Origin of the sequence: Lysobacter sp. Root690 (assembly GCF_001427785.1) — a bacterium.
In the GTDB taxonomy this organism is placed as follows: domain Bacteria; phylum Pseudomonadota; class Gammaproteobacteria; order Xanthomonadales; family Xanthomonadaceae; genus Lysobacter.
This window is the reverse complement of record NZ_LMHM01000011.1, coordinates 83,781-101,974: the sequence shown is the minus strand read 5'-3', so window position 1 is coordinate 101,974 and position 18,194 is coordinate 83,781. Positions and strand designations below refer to the sequence as shown.

Genomic DNA, 18,194 nt, shown 5'->3' with positions numbered 1-18,194 from the left:
GGCATCGCGTCATTCGGTGATCGGCGATTGCACGGACGCCGCCGATCATCGCCGCGGCATCGGCCTTAACGCCTCAGCGGAGACCCCGCCAACAACCCACCGAACCCGATCAGCACCGCACCGAACACGCGGTCGATCCAGCGGCGCGCGCCCAGCAGTCGCGCTTTCAGCGCTCCGCCCGAAAACAACAAGGCCACCAGGCCGAACCACAGCACGTGGGTGGCGGATACGAACGCGCCGTAGCCGATTCGCGTCGCCAGCGGCGTGCTCGGCTGCACCACCTGCAGGAACAGGCTGACAATGAACACCGTGCATTTCGGGTTCAAGGCGTTGGTCAGGAAGCCAACGCGCAGCGCGGCCAGATCCGACAGCCCGGCGGTGTCGGAGTCGGCCGCCGATGCGTCGGCCGCGGGCGCGCGCAGCATTTTCCAACCAAGGTAGATCAGGTACAGCGCACCGGCGATCTTGAGCACCGCATACAGGCGCAGCGACTGCTGAATCACCAGCCCGACCCCGAGCAGGGTATAGGCCACATGCACCCACACGCCCAGGCCGATGCCGAGCGCGGTCAACAGGCCGGCGCGGCGCGAGCGCAGCAGGCTGTTGCGCGACACCATCGCGAAGTCCGGCCCGGGGCTGATCACGGCCAGTACGGTGATGGTGAGTACGGCTAACAGTTCCTGCATGGGCGATTCGTCGCGTATCGGAGTTAGGCGCTAAATTAGTCGGGTGCGGCCAGGGCGACAAACGATGAATAGTCACGACGGTAGTGAGAAAAATTCACGATCGGGCAGGGCGCCGCTGCCGCCGCTGGGCGGCTTGCGCTGTTTCGAGGCGGCCGCGCGGCTGGGCAGCTTCTCCCGCGCCGCCGAGGAACTGCACCTGACCCACGGCGCGATCAGCCGCGCGGTGCGTTCGCTCGAAGACGCGCTCGGCGTGGCCTTGTTCGAGCGCCGCAACCAGCGCGTGCATCTGACCGCGGCCGGGGCGACCTTGCGCGACGCGGCGGCGTCGGCCTTCGACGGGCTCGCCGCCGCCGTGCATGCGCTGCGCAGCACGCCGCGTTCGCCGGTGCTGGTGCTGTCGTGCGAACCGACCTTGCTGATGCGCTGGCTGATCCCGCGGTTGCCGTCGTTGCATGCCCTGCATCCGCGGATCGCGCTGCAGCTGGTCGCCGGCGGCGGGCCGGTCGGATTCGGCGAGGTCGATCTGGCGATCCGGCGCGACGATTTCGAGCGCGATGCGCGGGTGCATGCGCAGTTCCTGTTCGAGGAACGGATCGGGCCGGTGTGCAGCCCGCGTCTGAGTGCTCAGGTCGTGAGCGGTACCGGTTCGCGCCTGCGCCTGCGCGCGCGGGCCACGCGATTGCACAGCGCGACCCGGCCGGGTGCGTGGAATGATTGGGCGCGCGCGAGCGGCCGCGACCTGGCCGACGCGCCTTCGCAGCGTTTCGAGCATTTCTATTTCAGCCTGCAGGCGGCGTCGGCCGGGGTCGGTGTGGCGATCGGGCCGTGGCAGCTGGTGCGCGACGAGATCGATGCCGGCCTGCTCGAAGCGCCGTTCGGTTTCGTCGCCGACGGCAGCGCGTATCACCTGTTGTCGCCGGCGCCGATCGCGCCGGACTCCGATGCCGCGCATCTGCTCGACTGGCTGCGTTCGCAAGCCTGAATACGCCGATGCGGCGCGGAAGCGCCGGCCATGAAAACGGCCGATGGCCGCGGCCTGGCGCGAAAAAAAAACCGTCCCGTCGCGGCCGGTGGTGCGTGCGCGTAACCCGATCGGGTGGCCAGCCACGCTCGCCGATCGCCTGACGCAGCTGAATGAACACGCCGCCGAATCCTGTGTTCTCCCCATGCAGGAAGGAATCGGCATCGCGATGTGCGATCCCTGATTCGCGACAGTCAGCTTGTTTAACTTATGCATGACTCCGCCCGCGGCGCGTTCGCATTCGACATGAATGCCGATCGCGCTCGAATGCGTTTTGCAATGTGCAAGCCAGTTCTCGATTCGTTGCCGAATTTGTTGTGCATGTCGCAGATGCGTGTGTTTGCGCGTGCTTGAATGCTTCACGGCGAGGTGATTCGCTCGCACACGAAAGCAGGCCGATGGCCGGTTTTTTGTGCGACGCAGCGATCAGAGCGACTCGCCACAGGGGCGGCGCCGTGATGCGGCGTCGATAAGGATGGCGAGTAAGGATCACTCGTTCTATGGACGCGCTCGTTTCTTTTTCTATCGCGCTTGATGCGCCCGAGCCGGCGATTCCGCCGAGCCTGCGCCGTGCGTGCGAGTTTTCGCGCCGCGTGCGTTGTCGTGCGCTCACCGTCATGTCCCCTGTGTCCCAACGAACGCGGCCCCGGTGTGCAATCGGGGCTTTTTTACGCGGTTTCTCAGCTCCAGCCGGATAGCGCGGCGAGAGAAAGAAATTCGCGTGGATGCACGTGCATGAACCGTCGGCCATGGACAGCCGATGGTGAAGTCGAGTGCTTCGGCGCTCGATGCAACGCACGCCGGGACTGAGCGCGCGCCGGAGCCGGCACGCCTGCACGCTTCCAGGACGGAGGCGGACGGGATCACGTGGGGACGCAATCGCTGCGTCCTTTAATCGATATCTCAAGGAGGATAGACCCATGAACCGCATCTTGAACCTGCAGAAGCTCGCCATCAGCGCCGATCCGAGCGACGGCGCCGCCGGCGACAGCACCAGCAGTTTTGCCGGCTGCAACTGCTCGACCAGCAGCAACGGCAGCTGCCTGTGCAGCGGCGAAGTGACCATCGCGGTCTGAGTCGTGGTCGGAGCCCCGGGGAGGCAACGCCTCCCCGGGCTCCAATCGATCAAGCAGCACCGACGACGCGAACGGCGACGCGCGATCGACCGCGTGCGCGCGCCGAGCGCGGGTTTCGGGCAGACAACCACTATCGCTCGCCGCGACCATCGCGAGTGCGCGCACGGACAATCAATCAACCAGGGGATGGGGCATGGGCGAGCTGCTGATACAGGACAAACAGCTGTTCTCGATGGCGAGCAAGGAGTTCTACGAACCCATGTCGCGCTATCAACCCTTGCTCGGCGATTACCACGCGCAGGTGCGGCGTCTGCTTCCGCCCGATTGGCGCATCGACCAGCACAATGTCTGGTGGGGTTGCGCTTATGAGGGCGCGCAGATTCCCGCGCAGGGCTGGAAGATCCATCTGTCGGCCACGCCCGCGCATTCGCCGGCGATCCTGATGACCGTGGCGCGGATGATGATCGAGCGCCGGGTCACCTTCAAATTCCTGGTCGACCGCACCTTGCTGCATCTGTCCAACGGCAAGCGCTGGTCGCGCGGCGCGGCCGGAAAGTTCATCACTGTCTATCCCACCAGCACCGAGCATTGCGCCGAGTTGCTGGAGGATCTGCATCGGGCCACGATCGGTTACTGGGGCCCGTACATCCTGTCCGACCGCCGCTACAAGGACAGCCGGATCGTGCATTACCGCTATGGCGGTCTGTTGCCGGTCAAGCGCCTGGACGTCAGTGGCCGCACCGTGCATGTGATCCAGGATCAGGACGGCAACTACATCGACGACGAGCGCACGCCGTTCTTCCATCTGCCCGACGGCGTGCAGGATCCGTTCGAGCAGCCCTCCGCGGCGAGCGTCGACGAAGGCGAGGACGGCACCCTGTGCAAGGGACGCTATGAAGTGCGCGAAGTGCTGGCGTCGAGCAATCCGGGCAGCGTGTACCTGGCCTGGGACCGCCACGGCGAGCGCGAGGTCGTGATCAAGGAAGGCCGGCCGTACACCAACGTCTCGGCGCGCGGCCTGGATGCGATGCAGTTGCTCAAGAAGGAGCACCGTCTGCTCGGCCTGATCGCCGATCTCGGGATCGCGCCCAAGCCGCTGGATTTCTTCCTCGACTGGGAGCACGCCTACCTGGTCGAGGAATACCTGGAGGGCAGCCACACCTTGCGCGGCCATCTGCTGCAGATCGGCCTGCTGTTGCGCACCCGGCCGACCGTCGAGTACGCGCGCGAGTACTACCGCCGTTATCGCCACTTGTTCATCGAACTGGCGAAGATGGTCAAGGCGCTGCACGACCGCAACATCGTCTTCAGCGATCTGTCGATGGCCAACGTGATGGTGTTCATGCGCGACAGCGACGACCAGTATCCGACCTTGAAGCTGATCGACTTCGAGGGCGCGTACGAGGAAGGCATCGATGTGCCCACCCATCTGATGACCCCGGGGTTTTCGACCCAGCAGGCGGCCGACCGCGGCATGTCGACCAAGCGCGACGACTACTATTCGATCGGCGGGCTGATGATGGCCGGCCTGTTCCCGATGAATTCGCTGCTGGTGCTCGATCGCGACGCGCACCGGCGCTACATCGACGCGTGCCGGCGCGATTTCGACCTGCCCGACGATCTGGCCGAACTGATCCTCGCGCTGTTGCACCCCGACGAAGAACAGCGGCCGGGCATGGAGCATGTGATCGAGGTGCTGTCGGCCGAGCACGAGCCGCGCGAACCGAACATCGGCACCTATGAACTGGACCGGATCGATCTGGATCAGACCATCGAACGCATCCTGGGCTACGCCGACTCGGTCGCCGATTTCGATCGCAACGACCGGTTGTATCCGGCCGATGCGATGGTGTTCGACACCAATCCGCTCAGCATCGCGCACGGCGCCTGCGGCGTGGCCTATGTGATGCAGCGCGCGCGCGGCACGGTCGATCCGCGCGTGATCGAATGGATCCGCGCGCAGAACCTCAACATCAAGGGACGCACTTATTCGCCGGGCCTGTACACCGGGCTGGCCGGCATCGCCTGGTCGATGCTGGAACTGGGCCTGCGCGATGAGGCGATCGAGGCCATGGAGCACACCCGCGAGCATCGCCTGCTGTGGAATTCGCCGACCCTGTTCGACGGCGCATCGGGGTGGGCATGGCGCAGTTGCGGTTCTTCCGCGAGACCGGCGACCAGGCGTATCTGGAGGCGGCGCGCAAGGTCGGCAATTTCCTGATCGAAAGCCGCGAGGTCGATCCCGAGCTGTTCCCGGGCTGCTTCTGGAATGCGCCCGAGGGCGTGTCGTCCAGCCTGGCGCACGGCGCGGCGGGCATCGCGCTGTTCCTGCTGTACCTGCATTACGCCACCGGCGAGGAGCGGTTCCTGGCGACCGGGCAGCAGGCGATGGAATGGGTGATGCACAAATCGGTGCGCAACATCGAAGGCGGCCTGACCTGGCGCGCGCGCGACCGCACCGCGACCTTCACCCCGTACTGGCGCTGGGGCAGTTCCGGCATCGGCCGGGTGTTGCTGCGCTACTGGCATGCGAGCGGCGAAACCGATTATGCCGTGCCGCTGGAACAGATCCATATCGAATGCGATCGCAAGTACACGATCTTTCCCGGCTATTTCTTCGGCATCGCCGGGATCGCGGAAATGTACCTGGACATGGCGCGCTTCCCGCGCTGGGAATCGATGGCGATGGCGGCGACCCGGCGGTTGCTGGCCGGCGCGATGCTGTTCCCGGTCGAACGCGAGGGCGGCCTGGCGTTTCCGGGCGAATCGCTGACCCGGATCAGTTGCGACTTCGGCACCGGCGGCGCCGGCGTGGCGCTGGTGATGGACCGGTATCGCAAGCGCGACGGCGCCTCGTTCATGCTCGACGAACTGTTGCCGGACTGGGCGCCGCAGGATCGCCCGGAGCCGGCGTGCGAGGCCTTGTCATGAGGCCTGCGCCGATCGCGATCGATCGCTTGAATCCCGGTTCGCTCGGCCGCGCGCAAGGATGCGCGTAGCGATGAACGCATCGACGAGCGCGAAAGCAGGCGAAGACGGGCTGGAGCTGGGCGCGCAGGGTCGGCGCATCTACGCGTTCGCCCGGCCGTACGCCGGGCGGATCGCGCTGTCGCTGCTGCTGATCATGATCGCCACCGCGATCGGGTTGCTGCTGCCGCTGGGGATCAAGCGATTGTTCGATCAGATGCTGGCCGAGCGCGACACCGCGACCATCCACCTGGTGACTCTGGCCTTGCTCGGCATCTTCGTGCTGCGCGCGGTGTTCGGTTTCCTCGGCCAATTCCGCCTGCAACTGGTCGGCGACAGTGTGGTCGCCGAATTGCGCGTGCGCGTGTTCGAACACCTGCACACGCTGGGCCTGGACTATCACATCCAGCAGCGCATCGGCGATCTGCTGTCGCGGCTGGGCAACGATGTCGCCGCGGTGCGCAACATCGTCGCCAATCTGTCGGTGTACGTGGTCATCAACCTGTTCCAGTTCGTCGGCGCGGCGGTGGTGATGCTGGGCATGAACTGGCGCATGGGCCTGCTGGTGCTGGCGGTGACGCCGCTGACCACGATCGTCACGCGCGGCTTCGGTCCGGTGTTGCGCCGGCTGTCGGCCAAGATCCAGGACGAACTGGCGCATTCGACCACCATCGCCCAGGAATCGCTGACCGGAATCGAGCTGATCAAGGCCTACGCGCGCGCGCCGCGCGAGGCCCAGCGCTATCGCAGCGGCATGAACCGCTATCTCGCCGTGGTGCTGAGCGCGCGCCGCACCGATGCATTCTTCAATGCCCTGATTTCGCTGCTCACCGCCAGTTCGACCATCGCCATCTTCTGGTACGGCGGCCTGCAGGTGATGGCCGGCCGGCTCAGCGCCGGCAGTCTGGTCGCGTTCCTGCTGTATTCGCAGAACATCACCCAAAGCATCGTGACCTTGTCGCAGCAGTACTCGGCCTTCAGCCAGGCGGCCGGCGCGTCCCGACGGGTGTTCGAGATCCTCGACATCGAGCCGAGCCTGCGCGAGCGCGACGATGCGGTGGAACTGCGCAGCGAGCGCGCGGTGGTCGAGTTCGACGCGGTCGACTTCGCCTACCGCGCCGACGAGCCGGTGCTGGCCGGCATCCAGTTGCGCGCCGAACCCGGTCAGACCGTGGCCCTGGTCGGCCACAGCGGCGCCGGCAAATCGACGCTGATCCGGCTGATCCCGCGCTTGTACGACGTCGGCGCCGGCGCGGTGCGGATCAACGGCCGCGACGTGCGCGACTACACCCTGGAATCGTTGCGCCAGTCGGTGGCGATGGTGTCGCAGGACGTGTTCCTGTTCGGCACCAGCGTGCGCGAGAACATCCGCTACGGCCGCCTGGACGCCAGCGACGAAGAAGTCGAGGCCGCCGCGCGGGACGCGCACGCGCACGAGTTCATCGAACGCCTGCGCGACGGCTACGACACCCAGATCGGCGAGCGCGGCCTGCAGCTCAGCGGCGGCCAGCGGCAGCGCATCTCGATTGCCCGCGCACTGCTCAAGGATGCGCCGATCCTGTTGCTGGACGAGGCCACCTCGGCGGTCGACGGCGCGGCCGAGGCGCTGATCCAGCAGGCGATCGAACGGCTCAAGCGGCAGCGTACGACCTTCGTCGTCGCGCATCGCCAGGCCACCGTGCGCAATGCCGACGTGATCCTGGTGCTGGAGCACGGACGCATCGTCGAACGTCCCAGCTACGCCGAATTCATCGCCCGCGACCACGGCCTGGCGGTCGCGTTGCGCACGCGTCAGAACCCGGAGCCGGCGGCCGAGCCGGTCATGGTGGAGTGAGCGTCATGGATGTGATCAAAGCGAAAAAAACCGGATTCATGCCGAAGCGAAGCGGCTGGTGGCTGGCCGGCGGCAGCGTGGCCCTGGTCGCGATCAGCGCCGCGCTGATGGGCCTGGGCGAAGCGATGCCGAGCGCGCAACGTTCGGACCTGTGGATCGACGCGGCCACGCGCGGCGACATGGTGCATGAGATCCGCGCCACCGGCACCCTGGTGCCGCGCGACGTGCGCTGGATCACCGCGGCCACCGCCGGCACCGTGCAGGAGGTGCTGGTGCTCCCGGGCGCGCGGGTCGCCGTGGATACGGTGATCCTGCGGCTCGGCAATCCGGCCGCGCTGGCCGCGCTGGAAAAGGCGCGCGCGGCGCTGGCCGGCGCCGATGCCGATGTCGCCGCCCAGCGCACCGCCTTGCAGTCGCAGTTGCTCGATCAGGAAGCGACGCTGACCAAGGCCGAATCGGTGTACCAGATCAGCAAGGCCAAGACCGAAGCGCAGGCGCGCGCCGAGGCGGCCGGCGCTTCGTCGAAGATGGAACTGCGGCAAAGCCAGATCACCCTGGTCCAGGATGGCAATCTGGTCGCGGTGGAAAAACGCCGCGCCGCCGCGGCGAGGCAGAACTTCGATGCGCAGATGCGCGCCGCGCAGGCCAAGCGCGATGAAGTCGCCAGTGCGTTCGAACTGGCGCGACAGGACGTGGCCGCGCTGGAAGTCCGCGCCGGCATCGACGGCATCCTGCAGCAGATGGACGTTGAACCCGGGCAACAGGTTCCGCTCGGCACCAGCCTGGCGCGGGTGGCGCGGCAGGAGGTGCTGATCGCGCGGCTACAGGTGCCGGAAGTGCAGGCCAAAGACCTGAGCCTGGACCTGCCGGTGCAGGTCGATACCCACAACGGCGTGGCCGAGGGCCGGATCAGCCGGATCGACCCAGCGGTCAAGGAAGGCCGGGTCACGGTCGACGTCGGTTTCGCGCGTCCGCTGCCCTCCGGCGCGCGGCCGGACTTGTCGGTCGACGGCCGCATCGTGCTGGCGCGTCTGCGCGATGTGCTGAGCATTGGCCGGGCCGCGAGCGCGACGCCCGGTTCGGGCTCGCGCGTGTTCGTGCTGACGACCGGCAGCGATATCGCGCGGCGCACGCAGGTGGCCTACGGCCGCGCCTCCGGCGATCGCATAGAAGTGCGTTCGGGCCTGCGCCCGGGCGATCAGGTGATTCTTTCCGAAACCAGTCAGTGGGACCGCTACGACACCCTCAAGGTGCGTTGATCACTACGGAGCGCGCATGAACGCAGCAGCCAGTTTCCAATCCCTTCAGGGCGAAGGCGTTGCCGCGACCGGCGAGGCGTCGGCCGTACACGCCGCCGCGGCCGCCACGCCGCTGATCCGGCTGCGCGGGCTGGACAAGGTCTTCGATACCGACGAAGTGCAGACCCACGCGCTGTCGGCGGTGTCGCTGGAGATCGCGCGCGGCGATTTCGTCGCCATCACCGGGCCGTCGGGTTGCGGCAAATCGACTCTGCTGTCGATCCTCGGCCTGCTCGATGCGCCCAGCGGCGGCGAGTACTGGCTCAACGGCCGCGATGTCGCCGGGCTCGGCCGCGCGGCGCGCGCGCAGATCCGCAACGACGAGATCGGCTTCATCTTCCAGTCGTTCAACCTGATCGCCGATCTGAGCGTGGAGGAAAACGTCGAACTGCCGTTGACCTACCGCAACGCGATCGGCCGCGACGAGCGCCGCCGCCGCGTAGCCAGCGCGCTCGAACGGGTGGGCATGGCGCATCGCGCGCGGCACTACCCGGGGCAGTTGTCCGGCGGCCAGCAGCAGCGCGTGGCGGTGGCGCGCGCGCTGGTCGGCGAACCGGCGATCCTGCTCGCCGACGAACCCACCGGCAACCTCGACAGCCACAACGGCGAGGCGGTCATGGGCCTGCTCGAAGATCTGCATCGCGGCGGTTCGACCTTGTGCATGGTCAGCCACGATCCGAGCTTCGCCGCGCGCGCCGGGCGCGTGGTGCGCATGCTCGACGGGCGCATCCATTCCGACAACGCGGAAGCGGTGTGAGCATGGCCGCGATGCTGATCCTGGGCGAATGGCTGCGCGCGTGGCGCAATCTGCTGCGCAAGCCGGGTTATCTGCTGGTCGCGGCGCTGACCCTCGCGCTCGGCGTGGCCGCCAGTTGCGCGGTGTTCTCGCTGCTCTATCAGGGACTGCTGCGGCCGCTGCCGTTCGCGCAGCCGCAACAACTGGTCGCGATCGGCATGGACTACGAAGGCAGCGTGGTCGCCGCGCCGGCGATCCAGCGCAGCCTGCGCGAACTGCCGGAATTTTCCGCCAGCGGCATCGCCTCCTCGTTCGTGCGCAACGTCAATGTCGTGCGCGACGATGCGTTGCTGGTCAGTCCGTTGTTGCTGGCCGACCATGGATTCCTGCAAACGCTCGGCGTGCGCATGGCGCTGGGCCGCAATTTCAGCGACGCCGAGGATCGCCCCGAAGGCGACCGGGTGGTGGTGATCGGCCACGGCTTCTGGATCGCCCAGTTCGGCGGCGATGCGAACGTGCTCGGCCGTTCGATCGTGCTGGAAGGCAAGCCGGCGCGGATCATCGGCGTGCTGCCGAAAGACTTCGCCTGGGTCGAGGACTTCGACCTGCTGGTTCCGATGCGGCTCGCGCCCATCAGCCAGGACATGGACACCAACCAGTATGCGATCGCGCGCCTGCGCGGCCCGGCCGCGGGGTTGAACGCGCGAATCGACGCGCGCATCCACGCCTTGATCGGCGACCTGCGCTCGGGCATGGCGCCGGAGGCGTACCAGCATCTGTCGCGCCAGCGTTACCTCGCCATGCCGCTGCGCGAGTTCTACACCGGCGCCACCGGCGCGACCTTGTGGCTGTTCTTCGCCGCGGCCCTGTGCGTGCTGGCGATCGCCGCGATCAACCTGACCAACCTGGTGATCCAGCGTTCGATCGTGCGCACCCACGACAGCGCGGTGCGCGCGGCGTTGGGCGCGTCGGGCCTGCGCTTGGCGATGCCGGCGTTCGCCGAAGCGCTGTTGATCGGCGCCTGCGGCAGTGTCGCCGGAATCGCGCTGGCCTGGGCCGGCCTGCGGCTGTTGGGCGGTTCGGTGCCGCCGCAGTGGTTGCCTGGCGGACGCATCGCGCTGGTCGCGGCCGGCGGCTGGTTCGCGCTGGCGATCGGCGTGCTGGTGGCGTTGCTCGCGGCCGTGCTGGGCGTGTGGCGCGGCCGCGTGCGCAGCCTCAGCGCCGAACTGGTCGGCGGCGGCCGCTCCGGATTGAGCCGGCACGCCGGGCGTCTGGGGCGGGTACTGGTGATCGCGCAGGTGGCGCTGGCGGCATTGTTGTTGGTGGTCGCGAGTTTGTTCATGCGCAGCCTGTACGAATTGAATTCGGTGCCGCTGGGGTTCGACGCGACCTCGGTGGAGACCTTCAAGCTGGCGCCGGTGCGGCGCATCTACACCGACATCGACGCGGTCAACGCGCAGACGCGCGCGGTGCTCGATCGCTTGCGCGCGTTGCCGGGCGTGCAGTCGGTCGCGGTGACCGGCAACCTGCCGCTGGGCTCGCAGCTCAATCTGCCGGCGACCCTGGCCGACGGGCGCTCGATCCAGCCGCAGTACCGCCCGGTCGACGGCGACTACTTCGCGCTGTTCGCCATCGCCAGCAGCGCCGGGCGCGTGTTCGACGCGCGCGACAGCCACGGCGCCGAACCGGTGTGCGTGGTCAGCGCCGCGTTCGCGAGCGCCTATTTCAAGGGCGATCCGTTGGGCCAGACCCTGCGCATGGGCCGCGGCGACGGCAATGCGATGCCGACGATGCGGGTGGTCGGCGTGGTCGGCGATGTGCGCCAGTTCGGGCCGGCCGAACCGGCGCCGCCGATCGTGTACGTGCCGCTCGCGCAGATGCCGCCCAAGTTGTGGAACACGATGCGCGAATTCGGCCCCTTGAACTACGCGGTGCGCACGCGCGGGCAGATCGCGAACCTGGAGCCGGCGCTGCGCAAGGCCGTGGCCGAGGCGGCGCCACGGCAACCGATCGGCGATATCCGTTCGATGCGCTCGGTGGTCGATGAAGCGATGGGCGAAAGCCGGCTGCAGTTGCTGCTGGTCGGATTGTTCTCGCTGCTGGCGCTGTCGCTGGCCTGCATCGGGCTGTATGCGGTGCTGTCGGTCAACGTGGCCGCGCGCCGTCACGAGTACGGCGTGCGCGCCGCGCTCGGCGCGAGCGCGCGGCGTCTGCTGGCGCTGGTGTTCCGCGACAGCGCGGTGCAGGTCGCGATCGGCCTGGGCGCGGGCTTGCTCGCGGCGTTGCTGGCGGCGCGGGTGATCCGGCGTTTCCTGTTCGGGGTCGGCGCGGCCGATCCGCTGGCGATGCTGGCGGTGGCGCTGGTGTTGGCGCTCGCCGCGGCCGTGGCCACCGCGCTGCCGGCGTTGCGGGTCGCGCGCTCGGACCCGATGCAGGCGCTGCGCGTGGATTGAGCCGGCCGCGCATGCGGCGCCGGTTCAAGTGCCCTGAAAGCCCGATGGCAGTTCGCGCAGCCGCGCCACGTCGCGCAACGGCGGCGCGCCGAATAGGCGCGCGTATTCGCGGCTGAACTGCGAGGGGCTTTCGTAGCCGACCGCGTGGCCGGCGCTGGCCGCGTCCATGGCCTGGCCCAGCATCAGCCCGCGCGCCTGCTGCAGACGCAGTTGCTTCTGGTACTGCAACGGGCTCATGCGGGTGACGGTCTTGAAGTGCGCGTGCAGGGCCGAGGCGCTCATACGCGCGTGCGCGGCGAGTTCGGCCATGTCGAAGGGTTCGCGGAAATTGCGCTTGATCCAGTCGATCGCGCGATGCACCTGACGGCCGCGGCTTTCGCCGTGGGCGATGTCGTACAGGCGCGAGGCCTGCTCGCCCTTGATCAGGCGGTACAGGATTTCGCGTTCGATCAGCGGCGCCAGCATCGCAATGTCGGCGGGCGTGTCGAGCAGATTCAACAGACGCACCGCGGCATCGAGCAGATCGGCGGTGGCGTCGCTGAGCATCAGGCTGGGCCCAGGCGCGGTCTCGACCGCCGGCGGCAGTCCCGATTCGATCCACAGCGCGCTCAGCAGCGCCGGTTCGAGATCGATGCGCAGGCACAGATAGGGTTCGTCCTCGCTGGCGTGAACGATCTCGCCGATGATCGGCACGTCGACCGAGACCACCAGATAGCGCTGGCGATCGTATTCGTAGATGCGATCGCCGAGGATCACCCGCTTGCGGCCCTGGGCGACGATGCAGACCGCGGGCCGATGCAGTTCGTGCAGCGCATCGACCGGGCGGCTGCAACGGATCAGCTGAACCCGCGGCAATGCGGTCGGATGCAGGCCGTCGCCGTCGGAGTATCGGTCAATCGCGCGAGCGAGCAGGTGTGCGGCAGTCATGATGGGAACATCGCCTCGGTGGGATGCGGGCCGTGGTTTTCAGCGAATTACGCCGATCGGCCCGATGCGGCGATGATCCGCGCGCGGCGATGGCCGGACAAGCCTTCGCGGGCGGGTCTGGAGGATCGTGCAAGAGTGCGCGGCGATCGTGCTATCGCCGCGGGGCCGCGGTTCCTCAAAGTTCGCCGCAGGCCGGACGACCCGCGTCCGCCGTCCGAACACGAGGAAACCGACATGAGCGACAACACTTCTCTGCACGGCAAGACCGTATTGATCACCGGCGCCAGCAGCGGCATCGGCGAGGCCACCGCGAAGCTGCTGGCGCAGCGCGGCGCCAACGTGGTGATCGGCGCGCGCCGCGGCGAGCGGCTGCAGGCGCTGGAGCAGGCCATCACCGCGACCGGCGGATCGATCCGCCAGCGCCTGCTCGACGTCACCGACGCGGCCGATGTCGCCGCGTTCGTCGCTTACGCCCAGCAGCAATTCGGCCGCGTCGACGTGCTGGTCAACAACGCCGGGATCATGCCGCTGTCGCCGCTGAGCGCGCTCAAGCTTGACGAGTGGAACCGCATGATCGACGTGAACATCCGCGGCGTGCTGCACGGGATCGCGGCGATCCTGCCGGTGATGCAGGCGCAGGGATCGGGCCAGGTGATCAACGTCGCGTCATTGGGCGCGCACTACGTGGTGCCGACCGCGGCGGTGTACTGCGCGACCAAGTTCGCGGTGTGGGCGATCTCCGACGGCCTGCGCCAGGAGAGCGACACGATCCGGGTGACCACGATTTCGCCGGGTGTGGTCGAGTCGGAACTGGCCGACACCATCACCGATCCGGCCACCGCGCAGGGCATGAAGGAATTCCGCCGCATCGCGATCCAGCCCGATGCGATCGCGCGCGCGATCGCGTTCGCGATCGAACAGCCGGCCGATGTCGATGTCAGCGAAGTGATCGTGCGGCCGACGGCGGGGACGTTCTGATCCGGCGGTTTATGGGGGTGAATCCGCGCGCACTCGAACGGGTGCGCGTTTGTCCCGATGCGAGGCCATCGCTAACGGTTCCGATTAATCCGGCCGTGCGATCGAGGACCTCAAAAAGCAGCCTGTCGCCGCGATACCGTGGGCACAGGCTGTCTACATTGGCGCTACAGAGGTTTCGATGGCTTGAGTCGGGTTGGGCCGGATTGAGCTGAGCCGCGGCGAACCGTAACACCGACGTCAACTGCCGCCGCATCCACCACAACCGCCGCCGCAACCACCGCCCCCGCCGCCATCGCCACCCCCACCGCCGCCACCCCCATCTCCGCCGCCTACGCCGCCGTGACCACTCGGTTCGCGCACCAGGTTGTAGCTTTCCAGCGGCGTGCCCATCAGCGCGGCAGGGCCGATCAGGGCGACGTAGGTCAGCGCATCGCCTGGGGCCTCGTTCGCCTGGCGGCGTGCGCGGTACAACTCCCATTCGCCGGCGCGGCTGGTCGCGTCGGCCGGGATCGCCATCCGCACCAAGGTGATCAGCATCATCAGCACGGTCAGCACTATCAGGAATGCGACCGGATGATCGCCCTGCAGGCCGATCACGATCTTGCTCACGCCCAATACGACCACCGCCACCGGCGGTACCAACGACCACAGCTTGGCCTTGAAGCGTTGCTCGGTGGTATTGGCCAGGCCCACGCGCTGCAGTTCCTCGTCCATGCCTTCATAGCGTTGGCGCAGCAGGCCGAGGATGTGCGAGAGGTTCTTGCGCGAGGCGATGATGGTATCCATCGCTTCGCGCAGGATCGGCGGAAGTGCCTCCATCTGCGCCGGTATTAGCGGTTGCGGACGCAACCACACCTGATCGTTGTGGCGCGCGGCGTTGAGGTCCTTGCGGTCGAATTCGAGCACGACCAGATCGCGCGCCAGCAACTCGGCCACGACCGCGTCGGCGACGCGACTGGCGCCGCCGGCCAGGTAGGCCAGTTCCCAGGGTTCGGCCTTGCGGGTGGCGCGGTCGCCATGATCGCCGGCACGCCGCAGTAGCCAGCCGCTCAGGCGTACCGAGGCAAACATCAAGGTCAGGTACCACAGCAGGAACGCGCCGCCGGTCCAGTGCAGGGGATTGAGGCGTTCGCAGTACGAGGCCAGCAGGATGTAGACGATGGCGGTGATAGAACTCAGGCGCACCAGCCAGCGCAGGCTGTTGGACGGTTCGCGTTCCGAGCCCCGGCTGAGTGCGCGGACTTTCTGGGCGATGCGCGCATCGGGCCAGATGCGTTCGGGCAACGGGCCGAAGTAGCGCCGGTAACTGTCCAGGGTATCGGCGTATTGCGCTTCGTGGCGCCGGTCTTCGGCGACGCCGCCACGCGAAGGCACGTGGTGCAACTGCTGCTTCAGCACCTGCTGGCAGAACGCGTGATAGCCACGGGTGTCGGTGATGTGGGTATGCCAGACCTGATCGACCCGCTGGCTCGGCGTGACCGGATGGCCGGCGGCCACCGCGAGAAAGCAAAAGCGCCGGTATTCCTCGATCGCGGCGTGGGCATCGTCGAGTTGCAGTCGCGCGTCCTTGGCCACGCGCAGCGCGAATTCGTCGGAACCGGGCTCATCGAAACGATGCTCGCGCAAGCGTTTCCACAAGGCTTTTTGTTGGCTCGTCCATTGCGCGGCGTCCGTCGCCGCGGTGTTCGGATCGCTCATGACAATCCTCCGCTAGTCCATCCATTGAACCGTGGTGTCTTCACTGTACGGCGTTGGGTGCGATCCGTCGCCGTGCCAGCTTGGGCGGCACGGTACGTGGGCGGCGATCGTGGCGAAATAGCCGGATGTAGCTAGACACGCCGCTGTACGCACGGCGAAAAATTAACGAATGCATCGCCTCATCGCGATGCGATGCATTCGGTGTCGGTGCTTTAGTCAGCGGCGCGTTCGTTGCGCTGCGTGGCGAGCAAGCGCGAATACGCCGGTATCGCGGGCAATCGCTCCGCTTCTTCAACGGCCTTCGAACAAAGCGTTGAGTTGCGAGTACGGCGTCGCCTCGGCCGCGAGCGGCCGCGAATCGCCGTCGCGCAGGAAGCCGCTGGCCAGCGCGGACATGCGCGCGTACATCGACTGGGCGATATCCGAGCCGGCGCTTAGGCGGCGCACGCCCCAGGTGTGCAGGACCTCCGCCGACGGCAGCGCCGGACGCGCGAGCAGGTTCAGCGGCAAGCCGGCCTCGCTGGCGATCGCGCGGGTCTGCGCTTCGTCGGTCAGGCCGGGCACGAACAGGCCATCGGCGCCGGCGGCGCGATAGCGCGCGGCGCGGGCGAGGGTGGCTTCCACGCGCTGTTCCGGCGGCGCCAGGCCGCGCAGGTACACGTCGGTGCGCGCGTTGAGGTACAGCGCGATGCCCAGGCGCGCGCTCGCGCGCTTGATGTGCTCGATCTTGGCGCACAGCAGGTCGGGATCCTGGCCGCCGTCTTCCAGATTGATGCCGACCGCGCCGACGTCGATCAGCCCCGACACGGTTTCGGCGACCGCGGCCGGATCGTCCGAATAGCCGCCCTCGGCGTCGACGGTGAGCGGTATCTGGATCGCGCGCACGATGTCGGCGACGGTCGCCACCAGCCGCCGCACCGGCAACAGGTCGCCGTCGGGATAGCCGTGCGACCAGGCCACGCCGGCGCTGGTGGTCGCCATCGCCTTGGCGCCCAGGCTTTCGATCATGCGCGCGCTGCCGGCGTCCCAGGCGTTGGCGAGCAGCAGCAGGCCGTCGTGGTGCAGGGCATGGAACTGGGTGGCGAGTTCGGTTTGCGGACGGCTCATGAGTGGGTTTCCGGGTGCGGGAGAGGGGCGTGCGGTCAGCATGGCATGCGTGCCTTGGAGGTGCCGGCCGTTTTCGGTCGTGAACTTACCTGAGAAAGCGCGGCTCGCGTCTCGTTAAAAAGCGAACTGGATCGCATCTTCGCGTCATGCTGTTTTGGTTTTCCAGCGCGGGCGGATTATCGCGTAACCGACACGAAGCGCCGGTTTCCCGCCATTGTCGGCCGCCGCCGGGTTTGCCCGGCACGACTCGGATACCATTACCGCGTGCCAGCGCTGGCAACTGCGGTGAGTCAATGCCGGGTTGTGACGCAGATCATTCAAGGCGATCGGCTTGGCGCGGCACGGATGCTTTTTTCGCGTATGACAAGCCGGAGTTTGTGCGGCATCGGGGCGGCGTCGTTGAGTCATGAATATCAATGCCTTGCGCGGTTTCATACTGCCGCGTAGCCTCGCTTACGTTGGCTGAACGTGTTTTCTGGGGATCGTATGACCATCCGTGTATTCATCGTGGACGACCATGCTCTGGTGCGAACCGGCATGCGCATGATCCTGTCGGCGGAGACGGATATCGAAGTACTCGGCGATGTCGAGAGCGGCGAGGAGGCCTTGCCGCAGATCCGCAAACTCAAGCCCGATGTGGTGCTGTGCGATCTGCACTTGCCCGGCGTCAGCGGTCTGGAAGTCACCGAGCGCATCGTCAAGGGCGATCACGGCACCCGGGTGATCATCGTCTCGGTGCTCGAAGACGGGCCGATGCCCAAGCGCCTGCTCGAAGCCGGCGCATCGGGTTATGTCGGCAAGGGCGGCGACGCCAGCGAACTGCTGCGCGCGATCCGCGACGTGGCCCGCGGCAAGCGCTATCTGGCCAGCAACATCGCCCAGAACCTGGCCTTGTCGAATCTCGACGGCGGCGCTTCGCCGTTCGACGAATTGTCGCCGCGCGAACTGGAAATCGCCTTGCTGCTGGTGCAGGGCTTCCGTCAGGAAGAAATCGCCAAGCGCCTGAGCCTGAGCGCGAAGACCGTCAACACGCACAAGACGCGCTTGTTCGAGAAGCTCGCGATCAACGACAGCATTGCGCTGGCGCGCCTGGCGGCGCAGTACGGTCTGGCGGATCCCGCGCATTCGCTTTGAGGGTTTGCGAGATGCGTCGGGTTGGAATTGCGTCGCGGCTGTGAGTTACGCGGTCGCGGCTTGCGCCGCTCCTACAGTCTGACCCGAGCAGACGTAGCCACCCGTAGCTTCCTGTAGGAGCTGCGCAAGCTGCGACCGCGAAATCGCATGAGCCGGTGCGTGCACGCAGCAGCCGAATCTTCACGATCTGGTTCTGACGGTTGCGATGTGCGCTGGCGATCGCGCCAACGCCGGCTGCGTGTGGTTGCGTCGTGGTCTTAGGTTGCGCGGTCGCGGCTC

The 18,194-nt window shown here is 67.3% G+C and carries 16 protein-coding genes; 11 read left to right on the top strand and 5 right to left on the bottom strand.

The window, feature by feature from the left end; genetic code table 11:
* Nucleotides 1-65: 65 nt before the first annotated feature.
* A complete protein-coding gene (locus ASD86_RS05560) occupies nucleotides 66-686 on the bottom strand; it encodes a LysE family transporter (protein ID WP_056107983.1) in 621 nt (206 codons plus the stop codon).
* A gap of 64 nt (nucleotides 687-750) precedes the next feature.
* On the opposite strand from ASD86_RS05560, the gene ASD86_RS05555 reads away from it, so the two are divergent.
* The 9 genes from ASD86_RS05555 to ASD86_RS05520 all read left to right on the top strand — a co-directional run bounded on the left by ASD86_RS05555 (nucleotide 751) and on the right by ASD86_RS05520 (nucleotide 12,071).
* Complete coding sequence (locus ASD86_RS05555) at nucleotides 751-1,668, top strand: LysR substrate-binding domain-containing protein (RefSeq protein ID WP_056107980.1); 918 nt, start codon at nucleotides 751-753, stop codon at nucleotides 1,666-1,668.
* A gap of 43 nt (nucleotides 1,669-1,711) precedes the next feature.
* A complete protein-coding gene (locus tag ASD86_RS05550; RefSeq protein ID WP_056107978.1) occupies nucleotides 1,712-1,891 on the top strand; it encodes a hypothetical protein in 180 nt (59 codons plus the stop codon).
* 736 nt (nucleotides 1,892-2,627) lie between these two features.
* On the top strand, nucleotides 2,628-2,783 hold the full coding sequence (locus ASD86_RS26450) for a class III lanthipeptide (protein WP_157476198.1): 156 nt from the start codon (nucleotides 2,628-2,630) through the stop codon (nucleotides 2,781-2,783).
* 193 nt (nucleotides 2,784-2,976) lie between these two features.
* On the top strand, nucleotides 2,977-5,004 hold the full coding sequence (locus ASD86_RS05545) for a hypothetical protein (RefSeq protein WP_056107975.1): 2,028 nt from the start codon (nucleotides 2,977-2,979) through the stop codon (nucleotides 5,002-5,004).
* Complete coding sequence (locus ASD86_RS05540) at nucleotides 4,926-5,714, top strand: lanthionine synthetase C family protein (RefSeq protein WP_056107972.1); 789 nt, start codon at nucleotides 4,926-4,928, stop codon at nucleotides 5,712-5,714. The genes ASD86_RS05545 and ASD86_RS05540 overlap by 79 nt, the downstream gene beginning before the upstream one ends.
* A gap of 70 nt (nucleotides 5,715-5,784) precedes the next feature.
* Entirely contained in the window at nucleotides 5,785-7,584 is a 1,800-nt protein-coding gene (locus ASD86_RS05535) for an ABC transporter ATP-binding protein (RefSeq protein ID WP_162253618.1), read from the top strand.
* A gap of 38 nt (nucleotides 7,585-7,622) precedes the next feature.
* Nucleotides 7,623-8,843, top strand: coding sequence for an HlyD family efflux transporter periplasmic adaptor subunit (locus ASD86_RS05530; RefSeq protein ID WP_235567682.1), 1,221 nt, complete (start codon nucleotides 7,623-7,625; stop codon nucleotides 8,841-8,843).
* Nucleotides 8,844-8,859: 16 nt separating this feature from the next.
* Nucleotides 8,860-9,639: an ABC transporter ATP-binding protein gene (locus ASD86_RS05525; protein ID WP_157476196.1), complete on the top strand. Its 780-nt coding sequence runs from the start codon at nucleotides 8,860-8,862 to the stop codon at nucleotides 9,637-9,639.
* 2 nt (nucleotides 9,640-9,641) lie between these two features.
* Entirely contained in the window at nucleotides 9,642-12,071 is a 2,430-nt protein-coding gene (locus ASD86_RS05520; RefSeq protein ID WP_056107962.1) for an ADOP family duplicated permease, read from the top strand.
* Between the two features lie 24 nt (nucleotides 12,072-12,095).
* Here the strand turns inward: ASD86_RS05520 and ASD86_RS05515 are convergent, their stop codons facing one another.
* Nucleotides 12,096-12,998 carry an AraC family transcriptional regulator gene (locus tag ASD86_RS05515; protein WP_056107959.1) on the bottom strand — a complete coding sequence of 301 codons (903 nt, stop codon included), beginning with the start codon at nucleotides 12,996-12,998 and terminating at the stop codon, nucleotides 12,096-12,098.
* 234 nt (nucleotides 12,999-13,232) lie between these two features.
* On the opposite strand from ASD86_RS05515, the gene ASD86_RS05510 reads away from it, so the two are divergent.
* Nucleotides 13,233-13,976 carry an SDR family oxidoreductase gene (locus ASD86_RS05510; protein WP_056109077.1) on the top strand — a complete coding sequence of 248 codons (744 nt, stop codon included), beginning with the start codon at nucleotides 13,233-13,235 and terminating at the stop codon, nucleotides 13,974-13,976.
* Between the two features lie 237 nt (nucleotides 13,977-14,213).
* Here ASD86_RS05510 and ASD86_RS05505 read toward each other — a convergent pair whose 3' ends face one another.
* From ASD86_RS05505 to ASD86_RS26445, 3 genes are all read right to left on the bottom strand, one after another.
* The gene (locus ASD86_RS05505) at nucleotides 14,214-15,674 is read right to left on the bottom strand and encodes a TIGR04222 domain-containing membrane protein (RefSeq protein WP_056107956.1); all 1,461 of its coding nucleotides are present in this window, start codon (nucleotides 15,672-15,674) and stop codon (nucleotides 14,214-14,216) included.
* A gap of 291 nt (nucleotides 15,675-15,965) precedes the next feature.
* Entirely contained in the window at nucleotides 15,966-16,781 is an 816-nt protein-coding gene (locus tag ASD86_RS05500; protein WP_056107953.1) for an isocitrate lyase/phosphoenolpyruvate mutase family protein, read from the bottom strand.
* Between the two features lie 144 nt (nucleotides 16,782-16,925).
* Nucleotides 16,926-17,216, bottom strand: a complete 291-nt coding sequence (locus ASD86_RS26445; RefSeq protein WP_157476193.1) for a hypothetical protein — start codon at nucleotides 17,214-17,216, stop codon at nucleotides 16,926-16,928.
* A 51-nt stretch (nucleotides 17,217-17,267) separates the two neighbouring features.
* Between ASD86_RS26445 and ASD86_RS05495 the strand changes: the two genes are divergently transcribed.
* Nucleotides 17,268-17,915 (top strand): response regulator, encoded by a 648-nt coding sequence (locus ASD86_RS05495; RefSeq protein ID WP_056107951.1) that lies wholly within the window; start codon nucleotides 17,268-17,270, stop codon nucleotides 17,913-17,915.
* Nucleotides 17,916-18,194: the final 279 nt, after the last annotated feature.

Bases quoted from the DNA above. Each gene is read 5' to 3' on its own strand.
- ASD86_RS05510 (WP_056109077.1), top strand. From the start codon at position 13,233: ATGAGCGACAACACTTCTCTGCACGGCAAGACCGTATTGATCACCGGC.
- ASD86_RS05515 (WP_056107959.1), bottom strand. From the start codon at position 12,998: ATGACTGCCGCACACCTGCTCGCTCGCGCGATTGACCGATACTCCGAC.
- ASD86_RS26445 (WP_157476193.1), bottom strand. From the start codon at position 17,216: ATGAAACCGCGCAAGGCATTGATATTCATGACTCAACGACGCCGCCCC.
- ASD86_RS26450 (WP_157476198.1), top strand. From the start codon at position 2,628: ATGAACCGCATCTTGAACCTGCAGAAGCTCGCCATCAGCGCCGATCCG.
- ASD86_RS05540 (WP_056107972.1), top strand. From the start codon at position 4,926: ATGGCGCAGTTGCGGTTCTTCCGCGAGACCGGCGACCAGGCGTATCTG.
- ASD86_RS05545 (WP_056107975.1), top strand. From the start codon at position 2,977: ATGGGCGAGCTGCTGATACAGGACAAACAGCTGTTCTCGATGGCGAGC.
- ASD86_RS05530 (WP_235567682.1), top strand. From the start codon at position 7,623: ATGCCGAAGCGAAGCGGCTGGTGGCTGGCCGGCGGCAGCGTGGCCCTG.
- ASD86_RS05560 (WP_056107983.1), bottom strand. From the start codon at position 686: ATGCAGGAACTGTTAGCCGTACTCACCATCACCGTACTGGCCGTGATC.
- ASD86_RS05505 (WP_056107956.1), bottom strand. From the start codon at position 15,674: ATGAGCGATCCGAACACCGCGGCGACGGACGCCGCGCAATGGACGAGC.
- ASD86_RS05520 (WP_056107962.1), top strand. From the start codon at position 9,642: ATGGCCGCGATGCTGATCCTGGGCGAATGGCTGCGCGCGTGGCGCAAT.
- ASD86_RS05500 (WP_056107953.1), bottom strand. From the start codon at position 16,781: ATGAGCCGTCCGCAAACCGAACTCGCCACCCAGTTCCATGCCCTGCAC.
- ASD86_RS05550 (WP_056107978.1), top strand. From the start codon at position 1,712: ATGGCCGCGGCCTGGCGCGAAAAAAAAACCGTCCCGTCGCGGCCGGTG.
- ASD86_RS05555 (WP_056107980.1), top strand. From the start codon at position 751: ATGAATAGTCACGACGGTAGTGAGAAAAATTCACGATCGGGCAGGGCG.
- ASD86_RS05525 (WP_157476196.1), top strand. From the start codon at position 8,860: ATGAACGCAGCAGCCAGTTTCCAATCCCTTCAGGGCGAAGGCGTTGCC.
- ASD86_RS05495 (WP_056107951.1), top strand. From the start codon at position 17,268: ATGACCATCCGTGTATTCATCGTGGACGACCATGCTCTGGTGCGAACC.
- ASD86_RS05535 (WP_162253618.1), top strand. From the start codon at position 5,785: ATGAACGCATCGACGAGCGCGAAAGCAGGCGAAGACGGGCTGGAGCTG.